This window comes from Pseudomonas putida (assembly GCF_005080685.1).
Classification (GTDB): Bacteria; Pseudomonadota; Gammaproteobacteria; order Pseudomonadales; family Pseudomonadaceae; genus Aquipseudomonas; species Aquipseudomonas putida_V.
The window spans coordinates 2,628,204-2,644,842 of the sequence record NZ_CP039371.1 but is presented as its reverse complement, the minus strand read 5'-3'; the positions used below and the strand labels follow the sequence as shown (position 1 = coordinate 2,644,842).

Genomic DNA, 16,639 nt, shown 5'->3' with positions numbered 1-16,639 from the left:
GCAGGCTTGCCGGTAGCGTTAAGGTGCGGTCCTTGACTCCAGGTCCATATCAGCTGGCCAAACCACCTTAGGGGCCAGGCGGAGAGCGAACTGGTACCACAGAAGATCATTGTGGTCTTTGGGAGGGGCTGGAGGGGGTAGCGCTGAAGGACCGCCCTGCATATAGGCACAGATGTACGCCCATGTCTGCTCATCGGCATTCATTGAACTCAAGTTGAAACGATCAATGACGTCATACGTACCCGGCGCCACGATAGAAAGCGTAACGCCCCATTTGAATATCACACCGCCATTGGGAAGCACTCCTTTCTGCGACCAGTGTTCTGCATAAACTTGAGACCAGTCATAAGCCACCGGCACAACCCGCCACGCTATAAAAGGATTCCACCAACTATCGCGAAAATTGTAAACATATATTTTTTGCCGCAATCGATTGAATCGGATGGGCTCGTCTCTTGGCGCTACAATGTCGGTCCTGATAGTTACCAGAACTGCACACACCCCCAACAGGAATATCAATAGCCCTATAAAAGCCAATCCAACACTGCCAAGCCTGATACTATCTGCAATCATGACAGGCGCGTAACCGGTGAAAAGTACAACAGGAACCGCCATCAGGGAAGTTAATCCCCGCATCGCGAGAGACGCCCGGGGAATTTCAAGATAGATATCATCCAGATAATTGGGTGGCTTTTCACGAACACCTTCTATCACGACTGATGGCGGATAAAGGCGAGACAGATCCTTTGTCCAGCTTGTGCAAGGAGGCTTCAACAGTGGACGCGGCATCAGAACGCCTCCCGCAACGAACTGATTTTGTCTTCTTTAATTATTAAACATGCGCAGCCTGATTCATCAGCAGCATCTGGCCAATAATGCAGTGTCAACTCAAACGAGCCTATCGAGTGGTTTTCTTTAAGCAAGTGGACTCCTTCCACATTGAGCGTGGCGGTTTCATCGTTGAGGTTTACCCTAGGTGCGTTGGCCTCAATGGAATCAAGAAAACCGATACACCCTGAAGCCTGCCCCTCGAATGGCCTCGCACTACCTCCGGTTAATACGACAGCTTCACCATTAGTCCTGGCGTGCTGAATCACCAGCTCCCATTCGTAGCGAGAAGCATCTTTATAATAACCTGGCAACGACATTGAATAAGCTAGGGTGTAGCTATATGCAACCGATGTATCCCCCAACAGAATTGTTCCACCGGGCTCGCTCATTCGTGAGCGCTGATCGTGATCAACCGAGATCTCAATTCCGGCTTTGGCTTCCATACCAACTACAGCAACGTTGAGTGCCGCTACAGCAGCATCGTAGTCAATCGATTCGCCCCAGCGGCGACCGCTTAACGGCAGGCCCCACCGAGTCCCCTTTGCCCATAGCTCTAGCGGCGAAGACTCTTTACTCTTCGCCCAAGCCGCAAATCCGTACGCTACCGCCACTAAGATAATAGCCAGCCCCAAGGGACCGAATAGAGATGCAGAACCAAGAGCTGCCCTAACCCCATAGTAGGCACCCAAAACCATGGCTGCGCTCGAAAAACCATACGCCAAGACAGATTCTTCATCATCCTGTCGCCCAGCTCTTTTTGCAGCTAGGTAATACTGCACAGCGTCCAGCAACCCAGCAATTGCAACCAGAGCCCCGCCGACTCGCGCGATCTTCTCTCCTAAACTTAGCGAGATGGGCATGCCCGCCAGTGGCACTTTGTGCTGGACCAAGCCCAGCGAAAATCCGGTGGATTCGACACTTGCCCCCAGCAAGCCTAATGAGGAGGACCAAACTGCGGCGAGCGTTTCAGGATTGCCCACACTGCTTTGTCGCAGCGCATCGATATTTCTTATCAGGCTATCCTGCTGGAACCATAATCCTCCCAATGCCAAGAGCATATTCGCGCTGCCAGGACTGGAAGCCGCCGTACGAAGACTACGCAGTCCATCCCCTGCTACGGTGCGTGCTGCCGCTGCGCCAATTTTCAAATCATCGGCTGCAGACCTCATATTGAGCCGCAGGGTATCTGCTCCGATTGAGGCGTTGCGTACCAGCGCCCCCGCTCCCTCGGCCGCACTGTCGCGCAACTGCGTCAACTTGGCTTGCAGACGCTCAGCACTCTCCAGTGTCCATATCATTACCTCCACCATTTGACTGCGATTCCCCGCCGCCGCCAGATGGATCGCCCCACTGAGCACCATGGCCCGTACCTTGCGCCCGGCAGGTCTTCGAAAGTGCTTGTCCAATTGCCCGAGGAAGGCGTCGGTACGTTCCTGTAGCGCCTCGTTGAGTAAGCTCATGTACTCACCCAAAGTGAGCGAAAGCCTGACTTGGGTGATTGGCTGGCCGGCATAGAGCAGGAACGCTGTGCTATGCACATGACCGATCAAAGCGCGCGTTCGTTCGGTGATTCGCGCTCCAAGCGCATTGCCGCCACTGGCCGTGGCGGCGAGGAGTTGGCCGATGGCGTCTTGCACCGGCTCGATCATCAGCCGTTCGCCTTCCGAGCTGGTGGCGATGGCTTTGACCGCGTGATAGACCTGGGTCAGGTCATTGCTCGACAGAGCCTTCACCAATTGCTGCCGCAGGCTTTGGTTCTTGGCCGTCAAGGCCTGGTACAGCAGGCTGTTGGGATCTTCCAGTAGCTGCTGCCATAGGTATTGGGTGGGACCGAGTGGCGCGTCTTCCTCGGGCAATCTTTCGGTCGGGCCACCCGCCAGACAGGCGGACAGCATCTTGATGAAGTAGTTGACCGACAGAGGGCTGGTGGCGCTGTAATCGAAGTAGCCGATACGCTGAAACGAGCGATGGCCATAGTGAATGGCATAGAGTTCTCCCACTTTGTCGATCATCGTTTGCCAATGCTTCACCTCGCGGTCGTAGCCAGCCTGAAAGGCGGCCCTCGCCTTCTCGTCGTAGCGCTCTTCCAGCCGCTCCCTGGCTTCTTGCTGTTTACGCTCGGTCGTACGCTGTGCGTGAGCTTCGACGTCCACAGCCGGGCGCGGCGCCTTGAAACGTATTGCGCTGTTGTTCCATTGCTCCCGCTGGCGGACTTCCTCGGCTGTATCCTCGACAGCCTGGGCCGCCGCCCTAGCCTCGTTCAGTTCCCGGATTCCCAGCAAGGCCTGGGAAGTGAAATATTCGAAGTGCCGCTGCGGTTCGGCCCGCCATTCCTGCATCCGTTGGAACCAGAGGGTGCGCTGGGCGTTGGCTTCCATCACCAGGCCGACCGGGTCGGGGACGGTGAGGGCCAGCACGCCGTTGGGCAACTGCTCGTTCAGAACCGTGGTGCGTACGAAATTACGCGTTGCGGGCAAGCGGCTCATGCGCGGATAGAAGCCATGGGCGCTGGTGAACTTGCCGGGGTAGGCCGCCGCATATTCCAGAACTTCACCCAGGCCAAGATCGCTTTCGGTCATGGCGATGCCGACGCTGGCAGGGTCGTTGCGGGCGGTATTCAGATCCAGTTCGACGAAGCGGTCGATGAAGTCGGGGCGCTGGTTGGCGATACCCTCCCGGTAGCGGTCGAGCACATCGCGGGGCCAGGGGTCGTTGGCGAAGGCGATCCAGGCTTTCTGGTAGAGCGCAGTATTGATGTTGATGAAAGACGCAATGACGTCGTGGTTTTGCGTACGACACACTTGCGCTAGCGATCTGCCGGGTGCCAGTGGTGGCTGGGAAACCGGGAACCGCCGCAGCGCGCCTTCCGGCGTGACCTGATAGGCCTGCCAGATCTCCTGGTCGAGCAGGACATACACATAGCCCTGGCGTAGGGTACGCAGCTGGTTATTCAGCATCGGGACATGAGTGATCTCGCTGCCATGTGCCACCAGATAAGATGTGGTATCGCGAGGATTCGGGGCATAGGCCTCACGCAAGAGCAGGATAGGCAGCCCTGAACGTTCGCAGGCATTGCAGGTGCCATACGGATTGGGGATTTCCTCCTGCATGGCGATATGGATGGCTTTGCTGATGCCCATAACAAGGTTCCTCGCTAAAAGGCATGGGGGCCTGAGACCTGAACACTAGCGAGGAAGCGCTTCACGGAGCAGCCACGGGCGTCCTAAATATCCGTAGGAATTATCGACATAGATGTTTGATGGACCGGCGCCCGTGGCGAATAGCGCAATACCTGGAGCGGGCTTGCCCGCGAAGAGGCCCTAGCTCACACAATCAAAGCTGCGCCAACCGCTCACGCAAAAACTCGACGAACCCCTGCACCGGCCGCGCCACCTGCCGATGCTGCGGATAAACCGCCGACAACTGCAGCGCCGGCGGCGCCCACTCCGCCAACACCGGAACCAGTCGCCCCTGCGCCAATGCCTTGCCGACGATGAATGTCGGCAGGTAGGTCACCCCCATCCCGGCAACCGCCGCGTCCCGTAGCATCTCGCCGTTGTTCGCACGCATGCGCCCGGTGACCTGAATCGACTGAACCTTGCCAGCCTGCCTGAACTGCCACTGCACCTGCCGTGAATGCCCATAAGGCAGGCAATCGTGCTCGATCAGCTGCTCTGGGCAGCTCGGCATACCCCGCGCCTCGAGATAAGCAGGGCTTGCGCAATACACCCGCTCGACATTGGCGATGCGCCGGGCGATCAGGCTGGAGTCCTCCAGCGCTCCAATACGCAGCGCCAGGTCATAGCCCTCGCCGATCAGGTCCACGGCACGGTCGCTGAGGTCGACCTCCACATCCACCTGCGGGTGCAGCCGCAGGAACTCGGTCAGCAGGCAGCTCAGGTGCGCCATGGCGAACGACAGCGGTGCGCTCAGGCGCAAGGTGCCTCGCAAGGCCTGGGCCTGGCCGCTGATGTCATGCTCGATCCACAAAGCCCTCACCGCCAGCGTGCTCGCATTGTCCATCTCCAACGCCTTCGCCGCTGGCAGCCCTGGTGTCGAGCAGCACACCCAGGCCTTCCTCGAAGCCCTGGAGCAAGGCGGCGGCAAGCCACTGGAACAACTCAGCCCGAAAGACGCCCGCGCCGTACTGACCGGTGCCCAGGCCTCGGTGAAGGTCGACCTGTCCGGCATCGAGGTGAAGGAACGCGTCATCCAGGTCAATGGCGAGTCGATCAAGCTGCAGGTCGTACGCCCGGCCAAGGTCAAAGGCGATCTGCCGGTGTTCATGTTCTTCCACGGCGGCGGCTGGGTACTGGGCGACTTCCCGACCCACCAACGGCTGATCCGCGACCTGGTGGTCGGTTCCGGCGCGGTGGCGGTCTACGTGGACTACACGCCTTCGCCCGAAGCCCACTATCCCACCGCGATCGACCAGGCCTACGCCGCGACCCGCTGGGTGGCCGAGCACGGCAAGGAGATCGGCGTGGACGGCAAGCGCCTGGCCGTGGCCGGTAACAGCGTCGGCGGCAACATGGCAGCGGTGGTCGCGCTCAAGGCCAAGGAGGCCGGTACCCCTGCCCTGCGCTTCCAGCTGCTGCTGTGGCCGGTGACCGATGCCAGCTTCGAGACCGGCTCGTACAAGCAGTTCGCCGAAGGCCACTTCCTCACCACCGGGATGATGAAGTGGTTCTGGGACAGCTACACCACCGATGCCAACGCCCGGGCACAGATCTACGCCTCGCCGCTGCGGGCGAGCAGCGAACAGCTCAAGGGCCTGCCGCCGGCGCTGGTGCAAACGGCCGAGTTCGATGTGCTGCGCGATGAAGGCGAGGCCTATGCACGCAAGCTCGATGCAGCCGGCGTAACGGTGACCTCGGTGCGCTACAACGGGATGATTCACGACTATGGCTTGTTGAACCCGTTGAGCCAGGTGCCGGCAGTGAAGGCCGCGATGCGTCAGGCGGCTGCGGAGTTGAAGGTGCACCTGCAGTAACCATCGCCCATTCGAAAGACCCGCTTATGCGGGTCTTCACCTCATCGAGGAGACTCAACATGCTCACCGTTCGTAACGCACAAGACCGTGGCATGGCCTTCCATGGTTGGTTGAAATCGTTCCACACCTTCTCCTTCGGCCATTACCGCAACCCACAGGAACAGGGCTTCTCCGATCTGCTGGTGATCAACGATGACCGTGTCATCGCCGGCAAAGGATTTGGCGAACACCCACACCGGGATATGGAGATTTTTTCCTACGTGCTCGAAGGCGCGCTGGAACACAAAGACACGCTGGGCACCGGTTCGGTGATCCGCCCAGGCGACGTCCAACTGATGAGCGCAGGCCACGGCGTGGCGCACAGCGAGTTCAACCACAGCCAGACGCAGCCGGTGCACTTCTTGCAAATCTGGATCGTGCCAAACGTCCGCGGGGCGACTCCGCGTTACCAGCAGCAGCACTTCAGCAACGATGAAAAGCGCGGCAAATTGCGCCTGATCATTTCGCCGGACGGCAGCGACGGGTCACTGCAGGTAAGGCAGAACGCGCGCGTCTACGCCGGGCTTTTCGATGGGGCTGAACAGGCCACCCTGCGCCTGCCGGACAACCGCCATGCCTATGTGCATGTGGCGCGGGGCAGCATCGAGCTCAATGGGCAGGTGCTGAATGAAGGCGATGGGGTGCGGATGCGTGAGGAGCAGGTGCTGGAGCTTGCCAACGGCGTGGATGCCGAGGTGCTGGTGTTCGACCTGCGGCCCCATGAACTGCCTGGGATGCCGTGATTGTGGTGTGGCTCCTGATAGCTCGATCGCCAGCAAGCCGGCTCCCCTGATACTTGCAGGAGCCGGCTTGCCGGCGATCAGCGACACCTCAAGGCTTGCATCCCTCGACGATGATCACCTCAGCCTTCGCCACACCCTGGCGATGGCTGCACGCCTCCTGATACAACGCCGAGCGATAGCAATCCAGCGCCTGCTCATACGAATCGAATTCGATCACCACACTACGCTGCGGCGTTGGCCGCCCTTCCATCGCCTCGCTACGCCCGCCCCGCGCCAGGAAACGACCTCCGAATGCCTGGAAGGCCGCAGGCGCTCGTTGGGTGTACTGCAAGTACTGCTCGGGGTCGGTGACGTCGACGTGGGCGATCCAATAGGCTTTCATCCGCTGCTCTCCTGGGATTGGCATATTTGTGTATGATGGTATACCACAAAAACCACTTCACCACAGTGAGCGTGCAACCTGGCATTCAACAGCATCGAAGAACTTCTCGAGGACTACCGGCAAGGCAAGATGGTGCTGCTGGTGGACGACGAGGACCGGGAAAACGAAGGCGACCTGTTGATCGCCGCCGAGCGCTGTGACGCCCAGGCCATCAACTTCATGGCCCGCGAGGCGCGTGGCCTGATCTGCCTGACCCTGACCGACGAGCACTGTCAGCGACTGGGACTGGAGCAGATGGTGCCGGCCAATGGCAGCGCGTTCAGCACCGCCTTCACCGTGTCGATCGAAGCGGCCAGCGGCGTCACCACCGGTATTTCCGCAGCCGACCGGGCGCGTACCGTGGCCGCTGCGATGGCGCCCGACGCTCGTCCGGAAGACCTGGTGCAGCCTGGCCATATCTTCCCCCTGCGCGCCCGTGAAGGCGGCGTGCTGACCCGTGCCGGGCATACCGAGGCCGGTTGCGACCTGGCGCGCCTGGCCGGTTTCAGCCCGGCCTCGGTGATCGTCGAGGTGCTCAACGACGACGGCACCATGGCCCGTCGCCCGGACCTGGAAGTCTTCGCCGCCCAGCATGGCATCAAGATCGGCACCATCGCCGACCTGATCCACTATCGCCTGAGCAACGAGCAGACCATCAAGCGTATCGGCGAGCGCGAGCTGCCGACCGTGCACGGCACTTTCCGTCTGGTCACCTACGAGGACCGCATCGAAGGCGGCGTGCACATGGCCATGGTCATGGGCGACATCCGCCGCGAGCAGCCGACCCTGGTGCGCGTGCACGTGATCGACCCACTGCGCGACCTGGTCGGCGCCGAGTATGCCGGCCCGGCCAACTGGACGTTGTGGGCGGCCTTGCAGAAAGTGGCCGAGGAAGGCACTGGCGTGGTGGTTATCCTGGCCAACCACGAGTCGTCCCAGGCGCTGCTGGAGCGGGTGCCGCAACTGACCCAGCCAGTACGCCCCTACCAGCGCGGGCAATCGAAGGTGTATTCGGAAGTGGGCACTGGGGCGCAGATACTCCAGGACCTGGGCGTGGGCAAGCTGCGCCATCTCGGCCCACCGCTGAAATACGCAGGCCTGGCCGGGTATGAACTGCAGGTGGTGCAGAGCATTCCGTTCGAGCCGAATCTCCTGGGTTGAGGTAGCGGAACCTGTGGGAGCGGCCTTGTGTCGCGAAAGGGCCGCAGCGCGGCCCCAGCCAGCTATGCATTACTACCGAAATTGTCGGGGCCGCTTTGCGGCCCTTTCGCGACACAAGGCCGCTCCCACAGGGTTAGATCGACCCAACCTGTCGCAGAGTGATGGCCGGTCGCCTCCTGCCTCTTGCGAAAAGTTTGGAATACCATAATATGATATCCCGTAAACCTTAAAACTGCAGGCCGGCACCTACAATCACAAACGGCCAAAAACACTTTGTAAAAGCTGCTCCCCGAACACAGTTGGCGGGCGCAAGACAAATAGCCCCGCCTCGAATAACAAAAGCAACGAGGGCGTAACCATGCTGTTGAGCAAACGTGTAACCGCAGTGCTGTCCGCCAGCCTGCTGACCCTGGCATGTCAGGCCGCCCAGGCCGCCGACAGCCTCAACTTCGTCAGCTGGGGCGGTACCACCCAGGACGCCCAGAAAGAAGCATGGGCCGCTCCCTTTACCCAATCGACCAACATCAAAGTCGTCCAGGACGGCCCTACCGACTACGGCAAACTCAAAGCCATGGTCGAGAGCGGCAACGTGCAGTGGGACGTGGTCGACGTCGAAGCTGACTTCGCCCTGCGCGCCGCCAGCGAAGGCCTGCTCGAGCCCCTCGATTTCAACACCATTCAGCGCGACAAGATCGATCCGCGCTTCGTCTCCGACCACGGCGTCGGCTCGTTCTTCTTCTCCTTCGTGCTCGGCTACAACGAAGGCAAGCTCGGTGCCAACAAGCCCGGCGACTGGACCGCGCTGTTCGACACCAAGACCTACCCCGGCAAACGCGCCCTGTACAAATGGCCCAGCCCCGGCGTGCTTGAACTCGCCCTGCTGGCCGATGGCGTAGCCCCCGACAAGCTCTATCCACTGGACCTCGACCGCGCCTTCAAGAAGCTCGACACCATCAAGAAAGACATCGTCTGGTGGGGCGGCGGCGCCCAGTCGCAGCAACTGCTGGCCTCCGGTGAGGCCTCGCTCGGCCAGTTCTGGAACGGCCGCGTCTATGCCCTGCAAAAAGACGGTGCACCGGTGGGCGTGAGCTGGAAGCAGAACCTGGTCATGGCCGACTTCCTGGTCATCCCCAAAGGCGCCAAGAACAAGGACGCGGCCATGAAATTCCTGGCCAACGCCAGTGCCGCAGAAGGCCAGGCCCAGTTCGCCAACCTTACCGCCTACGCCCCGGTCAACGTCGACAGCGTGGCCAAGCTGGACAAGGACCTGGCACCGAACCTGCCGACCGCCTACGCCCAGGACCAGGTGACGCTGGACTTCGCCTACTGGGCCAAGAACGGCCAGGCCATCGCCGCGCGCTGGAATGAGTGGTTGGTCAAATGAAAGTCGCCCTCAACGCCCTGCATAACGCCCAAGGTGCCCCCACGGGCACCGGCGCCCCAGGAGCGGCCAGCCGCCGCGTAGGCCTGAGCCAGCGCTGGAAAGGCAGCCGCAACCTGCTGCCGGCGCTGCTGTTCCTCGGCCTGTTCTTCTTCGCGCCATTGATCGGTCTGTTGTTGCGCGGCGTGCTGGAGCCGGTGCCGGGGCTAGGCAACTACGAGCAGCTGTTCGCCAACTCGGCGTATGCGCGGGTGTTGTTCAACACCTTCTCGGTGGCCGGCCTGGTAACGCTGATCAGCGTGTTGCTGGGCTTCCCGCTGGCCTGGGCGATCACCCTGGTGCCCAAGGGCTGGGGCCGCTGGTTGCTGAACATCGTGCTGCTGTCGATGTGGACCAGCCTGCTCGCGCGTACCTATTCCTGGCTGGTGCTGTTGCAGGGTTCGGGCGTGATCAACAAGGCGTTGATGGCACTGGGCATCATCGATACCCCGCTGGAACTGGTGCACAACCTGACCGGCGTGGTCATCGGCATGAGCTACATCATGATCCCGTTCATCGTCCTGCCGCTGCAGGCGACCATGCACGCCATCGACCCGATGGTGCTGCAGGCCGGCTCCATCTGTGGCGCCAGTCCCTGGACCAATTTCTGGAAGGTGTTCCTGCCACTGTGCCGCTCGGGGCTGTTCTCCGGGGCATTGATGGTCTTCGTCATGTCGCTCGGTTACTACGTCACCCCGGCCTTGCTGGGCGGAGCGCAGAACATGATGCTGCCTGAATTCATCATCCAGCAGGTGCAGTCGTTCCTCAACTGGGGCCTGGCCAGCGCTGCCGCAGCACTGCTGGTGGTGATCACCCTGGTGCTCTTCTACCTGTACCTGAAGCTGCAACCGGAATCCCCGGTCGGCAACGCGAGGTAAATCGCCATGCTCCTGTCCCCCAATGCCATGGGCCGCCCGCTGCGCACGGGCTTGTACCTGACCACTGGCGTCATCGCGGCCTTCCTGCTGCTGCCGGTGGTGTTCATCGTTCTGCTGTCGTTCGGCTCCTCGCAGTGGCTGGTGTTCCCGCCACCGGGCTGGACCTTCAAATGGTACGGCCAGTTCTTTTCCAACCCCGAGTGGATGGAGGCCGCCCTGGCCAGCCTCAAGGTCGCCGTGCTGACCACCATCGCGTCCGTGCTGCTGGGCCTGCCCACCGCCTTCGCCCTGGTGCGTGGTCGCTTCCCTGGCCGCGAGATGCTCTATGGCCTGTTCACCATGCCGATGATCGTGCCGCTGGTGATCATCGCCGTGGCGGTATACGCGCTGTTCCTCAAGCTGGGCTATACCGGCACGCTGTTCGCCTTCGTGGTCAGCCATGTCATCGTCGCCCTGCCCTTCACCATCATTTCGATCATCAACTCGCTGAAGCTGTTCGACCAGTCGATCGAGGATGCCGCGGTCATCTGCGGAGCCTCGCGCTTGCAGGCGATCCGCAAGGTGACCTTCCCGGCGATTCGCCCGGGCATGATCGCCGGCGGCCTGTTCGCCTTCCTCGTCTCGTGGGACGAGGTGGTGCTCAGCGTGATGATGGCGAGCCCCGACCTGCAGACCTTGCCGGTCAAGATGTGGACCACCCTGCGCCAGGACCTGAGCCCGGTGATCGCCGTCGCCTCGACGCTGCTGATCGGCCTGTCGCTGTTGGTCATGTTCATTGCCGCCGCCCTGCGCCGGCGCACCGAAGTCAACGCCTGAGTGCCCGGAGACAACAACGATGAGTGCTGTGATCAAAGACAACGCGCACAACAAGACCCTGGTCAGCCTGCGTGGCCTGAACAAGCACTACGGCGACTTCACCGCCGTGGACAATCTCGACCTGGAAATTCAGGACGGCGAGTTCCTCACTTTCCTGGGCTCCAGCGGCTCGGGCAAGTCCACCACCCTGTCGATGCTGGCCGGTTTCGAGACGCCGAGCAGCGGCGAGATCCTGGTCGAAGGCCGCTCGCTGGTGCAGGTGCCACCGCACAAGCGTGATATCGGCATGGTGTTCCAGCGTTATTCGCTGTTCCCGCACCTGAGCGTGCGCGACAACATCGCCTTTCCTCTGGCCATCCGTAAGCTTGGCGCCGCCGAGACCAACAAGCGCGTCGATGCCATGCTCAAGCTGGTACAACTGGAGAAGTTCGCCCACCGCAAACCTTCGCAGATGTCGGGCGGCCAACAGCAACGCGTGGCGATCGCCAGGGCGCTGGTGTACGAACCACGCATCCTGCTGATGGACGAACCGCTCGGTGCGCTGGACAAGAAACTGCGCGAAGACCTCCAGGACGAACTGCGCCAGTTGCACCGCCGGCTGGGAATCACCATCGTCTACGTGACCCACGACCAGGAAGAGGCGATGCGCCTGTCCCAGCGCATCGCGATTTTCAGCCACGGCAAGATCGTCGGCCTGGGCAGCGGCTACGACCTCTACCAGAACCCGCCGAATGCCTTCGTCGCCTCGTTCCTGGGCAACTCCAACTTCCTGCGAATCAAGGCCAACGGTCATGGCGCCGGGAGTTTCGAAGGTCAGCCGGTGGCCATTCGCCTGACACCGGGCCTTTCGCCAGAGCAGGATGCATTGATCATGGTACGGCCGGAAAAAGCCCTCGCCCTGAGTGCCGAGCAAGCCGCGCGCGAGCCACTGCCGGCGGGCTGGAACGAAGTCAGCGCCAAGGTCGCGGAGGTGCTGTTCCTCGGTGAAAGCCAGACCTGCCATGTTGTCACGGCCGGCGGCACCGAACTGACGGTCAAGGCGCTGTCCGCTGCCGGCATGCCGATGCAGCCGGGGGATACCGTGAAGGTCCGCTGGGCCGTGGCCGATGCCTGTATCTACACCGAATGGGCGGAAAGTGACCTGAGCAAATCGGCGGGTGCGCATTGAGCCGCAGCGGTGCAGTCACATTCTCGTCCAAAAGGTAGCTGTCACATTTCGGTCACGCCATCGTCGTAATCTGCCGGGCAACGCTATGTCACAAGGTTGCCCGGCATGCCTCGCGTGCTTTTCCTGCTGATTGCCCTGTTGCCCGGCCTGGCCGTGGCCGAACCCACGCAACTGCGTGTGCAGGGCTCCAATACCATCGGCGCGGCCCTGCTCCCCGCCCTCGCCAAGGGTCTGCTGCGGGCGCAGCACGCCCAAGGCATCGCCCAGCAGCCTGGCGCGCAAGCCAACGAGACCATGGTCACGGCGCAAGATGCCAAGGGCCAGACACTACGTATCGACATCGCCGCCCATGGCTCGAGCACAGGCTTCACCGCGCTCGGCCGCGGCGCGGCCGACCTCGCCGCAGCCTCGCGGCCAATCAACGACGCCGAGCTGCAGCAACTGCGTGCACTCGGTGACCTGCGCGCAGCCACGTCCGAGCAGATCATCGGCCTGGATGGCGTGGCGGTGATCGTGCACCCGGACAACCCGCTACCGCAGCTGACCACTGCCCAGCTGGCGCTGATTTTTTCAGGGCAAATAGACCGCTGGGAGCAACTGGGCGCCTCCAGCGGGCCCATCCACCTGTATGCCCGCGACGACCGCTCCGGCACCTTCGAAACCTTCAAGGCCCTGGTGCTGGAGCCGCAGCATGCCGAGCTCGCGTCCCAGGCGCAGCGCTTCGAGTCCAGCGACGAGCTGGCCACGCGGGTCGGCGCCGATCGCCAGGCCATTGGCTTCAGTAGCCTGGCTTCGGTGCACGGGGCCAAGGTGCTGGCTGTGGCCGAGGGCGATGCCCCGGCGATGCTCCCAGCGCGCAGCCTGGTCGCCAGCGAAGACTACCCCTTGTCACGGCGGCTGTACTTCTACCTGCCGGCCAATGCCAAGCCCCAGGCCAGGGCCTTGGTGGAATTCGCCCAGAGCCCGGCCGGGCAGGCGATCGTCGCCGAGCAGGGCTTCGTCTCGCAGCAGATCAACGCCCAACCGGTACCGGCCCAGGCCGACATGCCGCCACGCTATCGCAGCCTGGCACAACAGGCGCAACGCTTGAGCGTCAACTTCCGCTTCCAGGAAGGCAGCGCCAGCCTCGACAACAAGGCCCTGCGCGACGTGCAGCGAGTAGTCGATTACCTGCGCCAGGCCGGCAAGTTGCAGAGCAAGGCGGTGTTGGTCGGCTTTGGCGACCCCAAGGAAACGCCTGGGCGCGCCGCCCTGCTGTCGCGCCTGCGGGCGCTGGCGGTGCGCCGCGAGCTGGCCCGCGACGGCGTCGAGGTGCTGGAGGTGGCGGGCATGGGGGACGAATTGCCAGTAGCCGGTAACGATCTGGAGCAAGGCCGGCTGCGTAATCGCCGGGTGGAAGTATGGGTGTACTGAAAGCAAAAACTTGTAACACCCCTCCATTCGGCGTCATCGGCAAAAGGGTCTAGGCTCAATGTCATGTGATACCGGGCCCCTCTGACGGCTGCCAAGCCGTGATGTCGGATCACTGTTGCCATGCAACGTCGACCATCAAGGAGGGGCTCATGACGGCTCTACAGACATTCCTCACCACCCCATTTCTCGGTACCAGCACCTGGCTTTGGCTGGTATTCATGGCCATCGTCATCGGGCTGCTGGTGCTCGACCTCGGCGTGCTGCACCGCGAAGACCGTGAAATCGAAATGCGCGAAAGCCTGCTCTTGTACACGGGCTATTTCAGCGTGGGCGTACTCTTTGGCGCCTGGGTCTGGCATGAACTGGGCGCGCAGTCGGCACTGGAGTTCTACACCGGTTTCCTGGTGGAGCAATCGCTGTCGATGGACAACGTGTTCGTCATGGCGATGATCTTCGGCTACTTCTCCATCCCCCGTCGCTACCAGCACAGGGTGCTGTTCTGGGGCATCCTCGGCGTCGTGCTGCTGCGCGCGATCATGATCGGGGTGGGCGCTGCGCTGGTGCAGCACTTTACCTGGGTACTGTACATCTTCGGGGCCTTCCTGCTGTTCACCGGGGTGAAGATGGCCCTGTCCAAGGAAGACAGCCACCCGGACCTGGCCAACAACCCGGTGATCCGCTTCGTCCGCCGGCACATGCGCGTGACCGACGACATCCACGGTTCGCATTTCTTCGTGCGCCTGACACCACCCGGCGAGAGCAAGGCGATCCGCTACGCAACGCCCTTGTTCCTGGCCCTGGTACTGATCGAGCTCGCCGACCTGGTATTCGCCGTCGACAGCGTACCGGCGATCTTCGCCATAACCCAGGACCCGTTCATCGTCTACACCTCGAACATCTTCGCCATCCTCGGCCTGCGCTCGTTGTACTTCGCCCTCTCGGCACTGATGCACCGGTTCGTCTACCTCAAGTACGCGCTGGCGATGGTGCTGATCTTCATCGGTTGCAAGATCTTCTACCACGGCATGATCGGCAAGGTGCCTGCGCTGCTATCGCTGGGTGTGACGTTCGGGTTGCTGTTGGGTGGGGTGGTGGTTTCGTTGGTCAAGACGCGAGGAGAAAAAGCGGCGGCAACGAAAGCCACGAACGAGCTGTAAGAATGACCGCAAACACACCTTGTCGGTGCGGCTTCAGCCGCGAACACCGACGCAGCCGGTGGTTTTTCGTAGCGCTACCGGGGCCGGCGATGATCGCATTCATAACCTTTGAGATAACGAAACGTCTGTATTTGCTTGATATCACCGTCCTACATCGTCAGCTGATCAATCCGATTGCAGATGCGTTCTCCAGATAGCGAGCATAGGTACCCCACACAAGGAGTGCCCTATGCAAGAACTATCCAAGCCGGATTTCAGCAAACTGCGCGTCAGCAGGAAGCTGGTGATGATGATCGCTCTACCACTCGTAATCGGCGGAGGCTCTGCCTTGCTGTTCGATGAGGTCTTCTTCTACAACGAAGCGGGGCAAATGGCCCACGTACGGACAATTTTCGGGGAAGAGAAGGTGGTAGAGGATGTAGGTTACGCCACCAAATGGTTCGGTCGCAGCACTGCCTGGCGACGGACAATAGGCGTTCAATCATCACTGCAGACGGATGACCAGCAAGGCGCACCAGGATTACTACACTCCGCCGTGCTGGACAACCTACCGATCGTATTTCTCGGCAATGTGGATGCAAAGGCTGAATTCAGCACACAGTTTCGTCTACCGTCAAACGAAGCGTTCCTGAAAATTGCGCAGGAATACCGAACGCCGGAAAACTTCTTGCAACGAGCATTGCTCCCTGCCGTGAAGGAAACCCTGCAAGCAACCGCCTCGCTGATGAGCGCCGATGATTACTATTCGGGCAACCGTAGTCACTTTGGGGCGGAATTCGAAAATCAATTGCGCAACGGGCTTTACCTGACCAGTCGCAAAGAAATTCGCATCAGCCGAGACCACCTGCCGTCCCAAACCGCCATCCTACAGTCCGGCACCAACCAAGGTAGCTTCGGTGACAATACCGCAACCCGCTTCGTGATCGAGAAGCGGCTAGACAAAAATGGCCAGGAGCTGCGCAAACCGCAGCAATTCCGCCTGTTCGGTGTGGAAGTCGTTGATGCTCGCGTTACCCATATCAACCCTAATCCGCAGTTTCAGGAGCGTATGGTACGCGTGCAACAAGCCCAGGCGGAACTGGCGGTGGCTCGTCAAAATCGGTTAAAGGAAGAAGAGGAGAAAGAACTCGTTTCCGCTCGCGGCGCAAAAGATGTCGAAGCTAAACGACAGGAAAGCCTACGCCAGCAGATTGAGCGTACCACCGAGGCTGAAACGGAGAAGCAGCTTACCTTGATCAACGCGGAGCGGGAAAATCGCCGAGCCGAGATCGATAAGCAAACCGCCGAGTTACTGCGCGATACCGCGCGAGTCAACGCCGAAGCCACCAAGATCTCCGCCGATGCCGAAGCGTATGCTCGTGAAGCGCAACTCAAGGCCGATGGCGCGCTGCAGACCAAGCTAGAGGCGCTCGTCGAGATAAACCGGGCATGGGCCGATGCCGCTGCCCGGGCGCCTGTGCCGAACGTGATGATGGGCAGTGCCGACACGGGCGTTGGACGCCAGGACGAAATGAGCAAACTGATGAGCGTGTTGGCCACCAAGGCAGCCCAGGATTTGGTGGTGGACCTGAAAACACAATGACTCCGCCGCGACCTCTT

At 61.2% G+C, this 16,639-nt stretch carries 13 protein-coding genes and 1 pseudogene; 10 read left to right on the top strand and 4 right to left on the bottom strand.

The genetic code is table 11. From position 1 onward, the window contains the following. Positions 1-18: 18 nt before the first annotated feature. The 3 genes and pseudogenes from E6B08_RS31140 to E6B08_RS12175 form a co-directional block, all read right to left on the bottom strand. Positions 19-789: a DUF6708 domain-containing protein gene (locus tag E6B08_RS31140; protein WP_238349328.1), complete on the bottom strand. Its 771-nt coding sequence runs from the start codon at positions 787-789 to the stop codon at positions 19-21. Continuing rightward, complete coding sequence (locus E6B08_RS12180) at positions 789-3,971, bottom strand: T6SS effector BTH_I2691 family protein (RefSeq protein WP_136914229.1); 3,183 nt, start codon at positions 3,969-3,971, stop codon at positions 789-791. The genes E6B08_RS31140 and E6B08_RS12180 overlap by 1 nt, the downstream gene beginning before the upstream one ends. Before the next feature lie 193 nt (positions 3,972-4,164). Next, positions 4,165-4,815 (bottom strand): annotated as a pseudogene (locus E6B08_RS12175) (substrate binding domain-containing protein); the annotation flags it as partial. On the opposite strand from E6B08_RS12175, the gene E6B08_RS12170 reads away from it, so the two are divergent. After that, the gene (locus E6B08_RS12170; RefSeq protein ID WP_136914228.1) at positions 4,802-5,824 is read left to right on the top strand and encodes an alpha/beta hydrolase; all 1,023 of its coding nucleotides are present in this window, start codon (positions 4,802-4,804) and stop codon (positions 5,822-5,824) included. The pseudogene E6B08_RS12175 and the gene E6B08_RS12170 sit on opposite strands and share 14 nt — an antisense overlap. Positions 5,825-5,883: 59 nt before the next feature. Further along, positions 5,884-6,606, top strand: coding sequence for a pirin family protein (locus E6B08_RS12165; RefSeq protein ID WP_136914227.1), 723 nt, complete (start codon positions 5,884-5,886; stop codon positions 6,604-6,606). A gap of 88 nt (positions 6,607-6,694) precedes the next feature. Here the strand turns inward: E6B08_RS12165 and E6B08_RS12160 are convergent, their stop codons facing one another. Continuing rightward, a complete protein-coding gene (locus tag E6B08_RS12160; RefSeq protein ID WP_136914226.1) occupies positions 6,695-6,988 on the bottom strand; it encodes a DUF1330 domain-containing protein in 294 nt (97 codons plus the stop codon). 78 nt (positions 6,989-7,066) lie between these two features. Here E6B08_RS12160 and ribBA point away from each other — a divergent pair, with 78 nt between their 5' ends. The 8 genes from ribBA to E6B08_RS12120 all read left to right on the top strand — a co-directional run bounded on the left by ribBA (position 7,067) and on the right by E6B08_RS12120 (position 16,622). Beyond that, on the top strand, positions 7,067-8,188 hold the full coding sequence (gene ribBA / locus E6B08_RS12155) for a bifunctional 3,4-dihydroxy-2-butanone-4-phosphate synthase/GTP cyclohydrolase II (RefSeq protein WP_136914225.1): 1,122 nt from the start codon (positions 7,067-7,069) through the stop codon (positions 8,186-8,188). Between the two features lie 358 nt (positions 8,189-8,546). Beyond that, positions 8,547-9,572, top strand: a complete 1,026-nt coding sequence (locus E6B08_RS12150; protein ID WP_136914224.1) for a polyamine ABC transporter substrate-binding protein — start codon at positions 8,547-8,549, stop codon at positions 9,570-9,572. Beyond that, positions 9,569-10,486, top strand: coding sequence for an ABC transporter permease (locus tag E6B08_RS12145; RefSeq protein WP_136914223.1), 918 nt, complete (start codon positions 9,569-9,571; stop codon positions 10,484-10,486). The genes E6B08_RS12150 and E6B08_RS12145 overlap by 4 nt, the downstream gene beginning before the upstream one ends. Positions 10,487-10,492: 6 nt before the next feature. After that, on the top strand, positions 10,493-11,302 hold the full coding sequence (locus E6B08_RS12140) for an ABC transporter permease (protein ID WP_136914222.1): 810 nt from the start codon (positions 10,493-10,495) through the stop codon (positions 11,300-11,302). A gap of 19 nt (positions 11,303-11,321) precedes the next feature. After that, positions 11,322-12,470 carry an ABC transporter ATP-binding protein gene (locus E6B08_RS12135; protein ID WP_136914221.1) on the top strand — a complete coding sequence of 383 codons (1,149 nt, stop codon included), beginning with the start codon at positions 11,322-11,324 and terminating at the stop codon, positions 12,468-12,470. A gap of 105 nt (positions 12,471-12,575) precedes the next feature. Next, entirely contained in the window at positions 12,576-13,883 is a 1,308-nt protein-coding gene (locus E6B08_RS12130) for a substrate-binding domain-containing protein (RefSeq protein ID WP_136914220.1), read from the top strand. A gap of 149 nt (positions 13,884-14,032) precedes the next feature. Then, entirely contained in the window at positions 14,033-15,040 is a 1,008-nt protein-coding gene (locus E6B08_RS12125; protein ID WP_136914219.1) for a TerC family protein, read from the top strand. A gap of 229 nt (positions 15,041-15,269) precedes the next feature. Beyond that, on the top strand, positions 15,270-16,622 hold the full coding sequence (locus E6B08_RS12120; RefSeq protein ID WP_136914218.1) for an SPFH domain-containing protein: 1,353 nt from the start codon (positions 15,270-15,272) through the stop codon (positions 16,620-16,622). The last annotated feature ends 17 nt before the right edge of the window (positions 16,623-16,639 follow it).

What these genes read in the sequence shown, in the direction of transcription:
- E6B08_RS31140 (WP_238349328.1), bottom strand. Translation starts at nt 789, where the DNA reads ATGCCGCGTCCACTGTTGAAGCCTCCTTGCACAAGCTGGACAAAGGAT.
- E6B08_RS12180 (WP_136914229.1), bottom strand. Translation starts at nt 3,971, where the DNA reads ATGGGCATCAGCAAAGCCATCCATATCGCCATGCAGGAGGAAATCCCC.
- E6B08_RS12170 (WP_136914228.1), top strand. Translation starts at nt 4,802, where the DNA reads ATGTCATGCTCGATCCACAAAGCCCTCACCGCCAGCGTGCTCGCATTG.
- E6B08_RS12165 (WP_136914227.1), top strand. Translation starts at nt 5,884, where the DNA reads ATGCTCACCGTTCGTAACGCACAAGACCGTGGCATGGCCTTCCATGGT.
- E6B08_RS12160 (WP_136914226.1), bottom strand. Translation starts at nt 6,988, where the DNA reads ATGAAAGCCTATTGGATCGCCCACGTCGACGTCACCGACCCCGAGCAG.
- E6B08_RS12150 (WP_136914224.1), top strand. Translation starts at nt 8,547, where the DNA reads ATGCTGTTGAGCAAACGTGTAACCGCAGTGCTGTCCGCCAGCCTGCTG.
- E6B08_RS12145 (WP_136914223.1), top strand. Translation starts at nt 9,569, where the DNA reads ATGAAAGTCGCCCTCAACGCCCTGCATAACGCCCAAGGTGCCCCCACG.
- E6B08_RS12140 (WP_136914222.1), top strand. Translation starts at nt 10,493, where the DNA reads ATGCTCCTGTCCCCCAATGCCATGGGCCGCCCGCTGCGCACGGGCTTG.
- E6B08_RS12135 (WP_136914221.1), top strand. Translation starts at nt 11,322, where the DNA reads ATGAGTGCTGTGATCAAAGACAACGCGCACAACAAGACCCTGGTCAGC.
- E6B08_RS12130 (WP_136914220.1), top strand. Translation starts at nt 12,576, where the DNA reads ATGCCTCGCGTGCTTTTCCTGCTGATTGCCCTGTTGCCCGGCCTGGCC.
- E6B08_RS12125 (WP_136914219.1), top strand. Translation starts at nt 14,033, where the DNA reads ATGACGGCTCTACAGACATTCCTCACCACCCCATTTCTCGGTACCAGC.
- E6B08_RS12120 (WP_136914218.1), top strand. Translation starts at nt 15,270, where the DNA reads ATGCAAGAACTATCCAAGCCGGATTTCAGCAAACTGCGCGTCAGCAGG.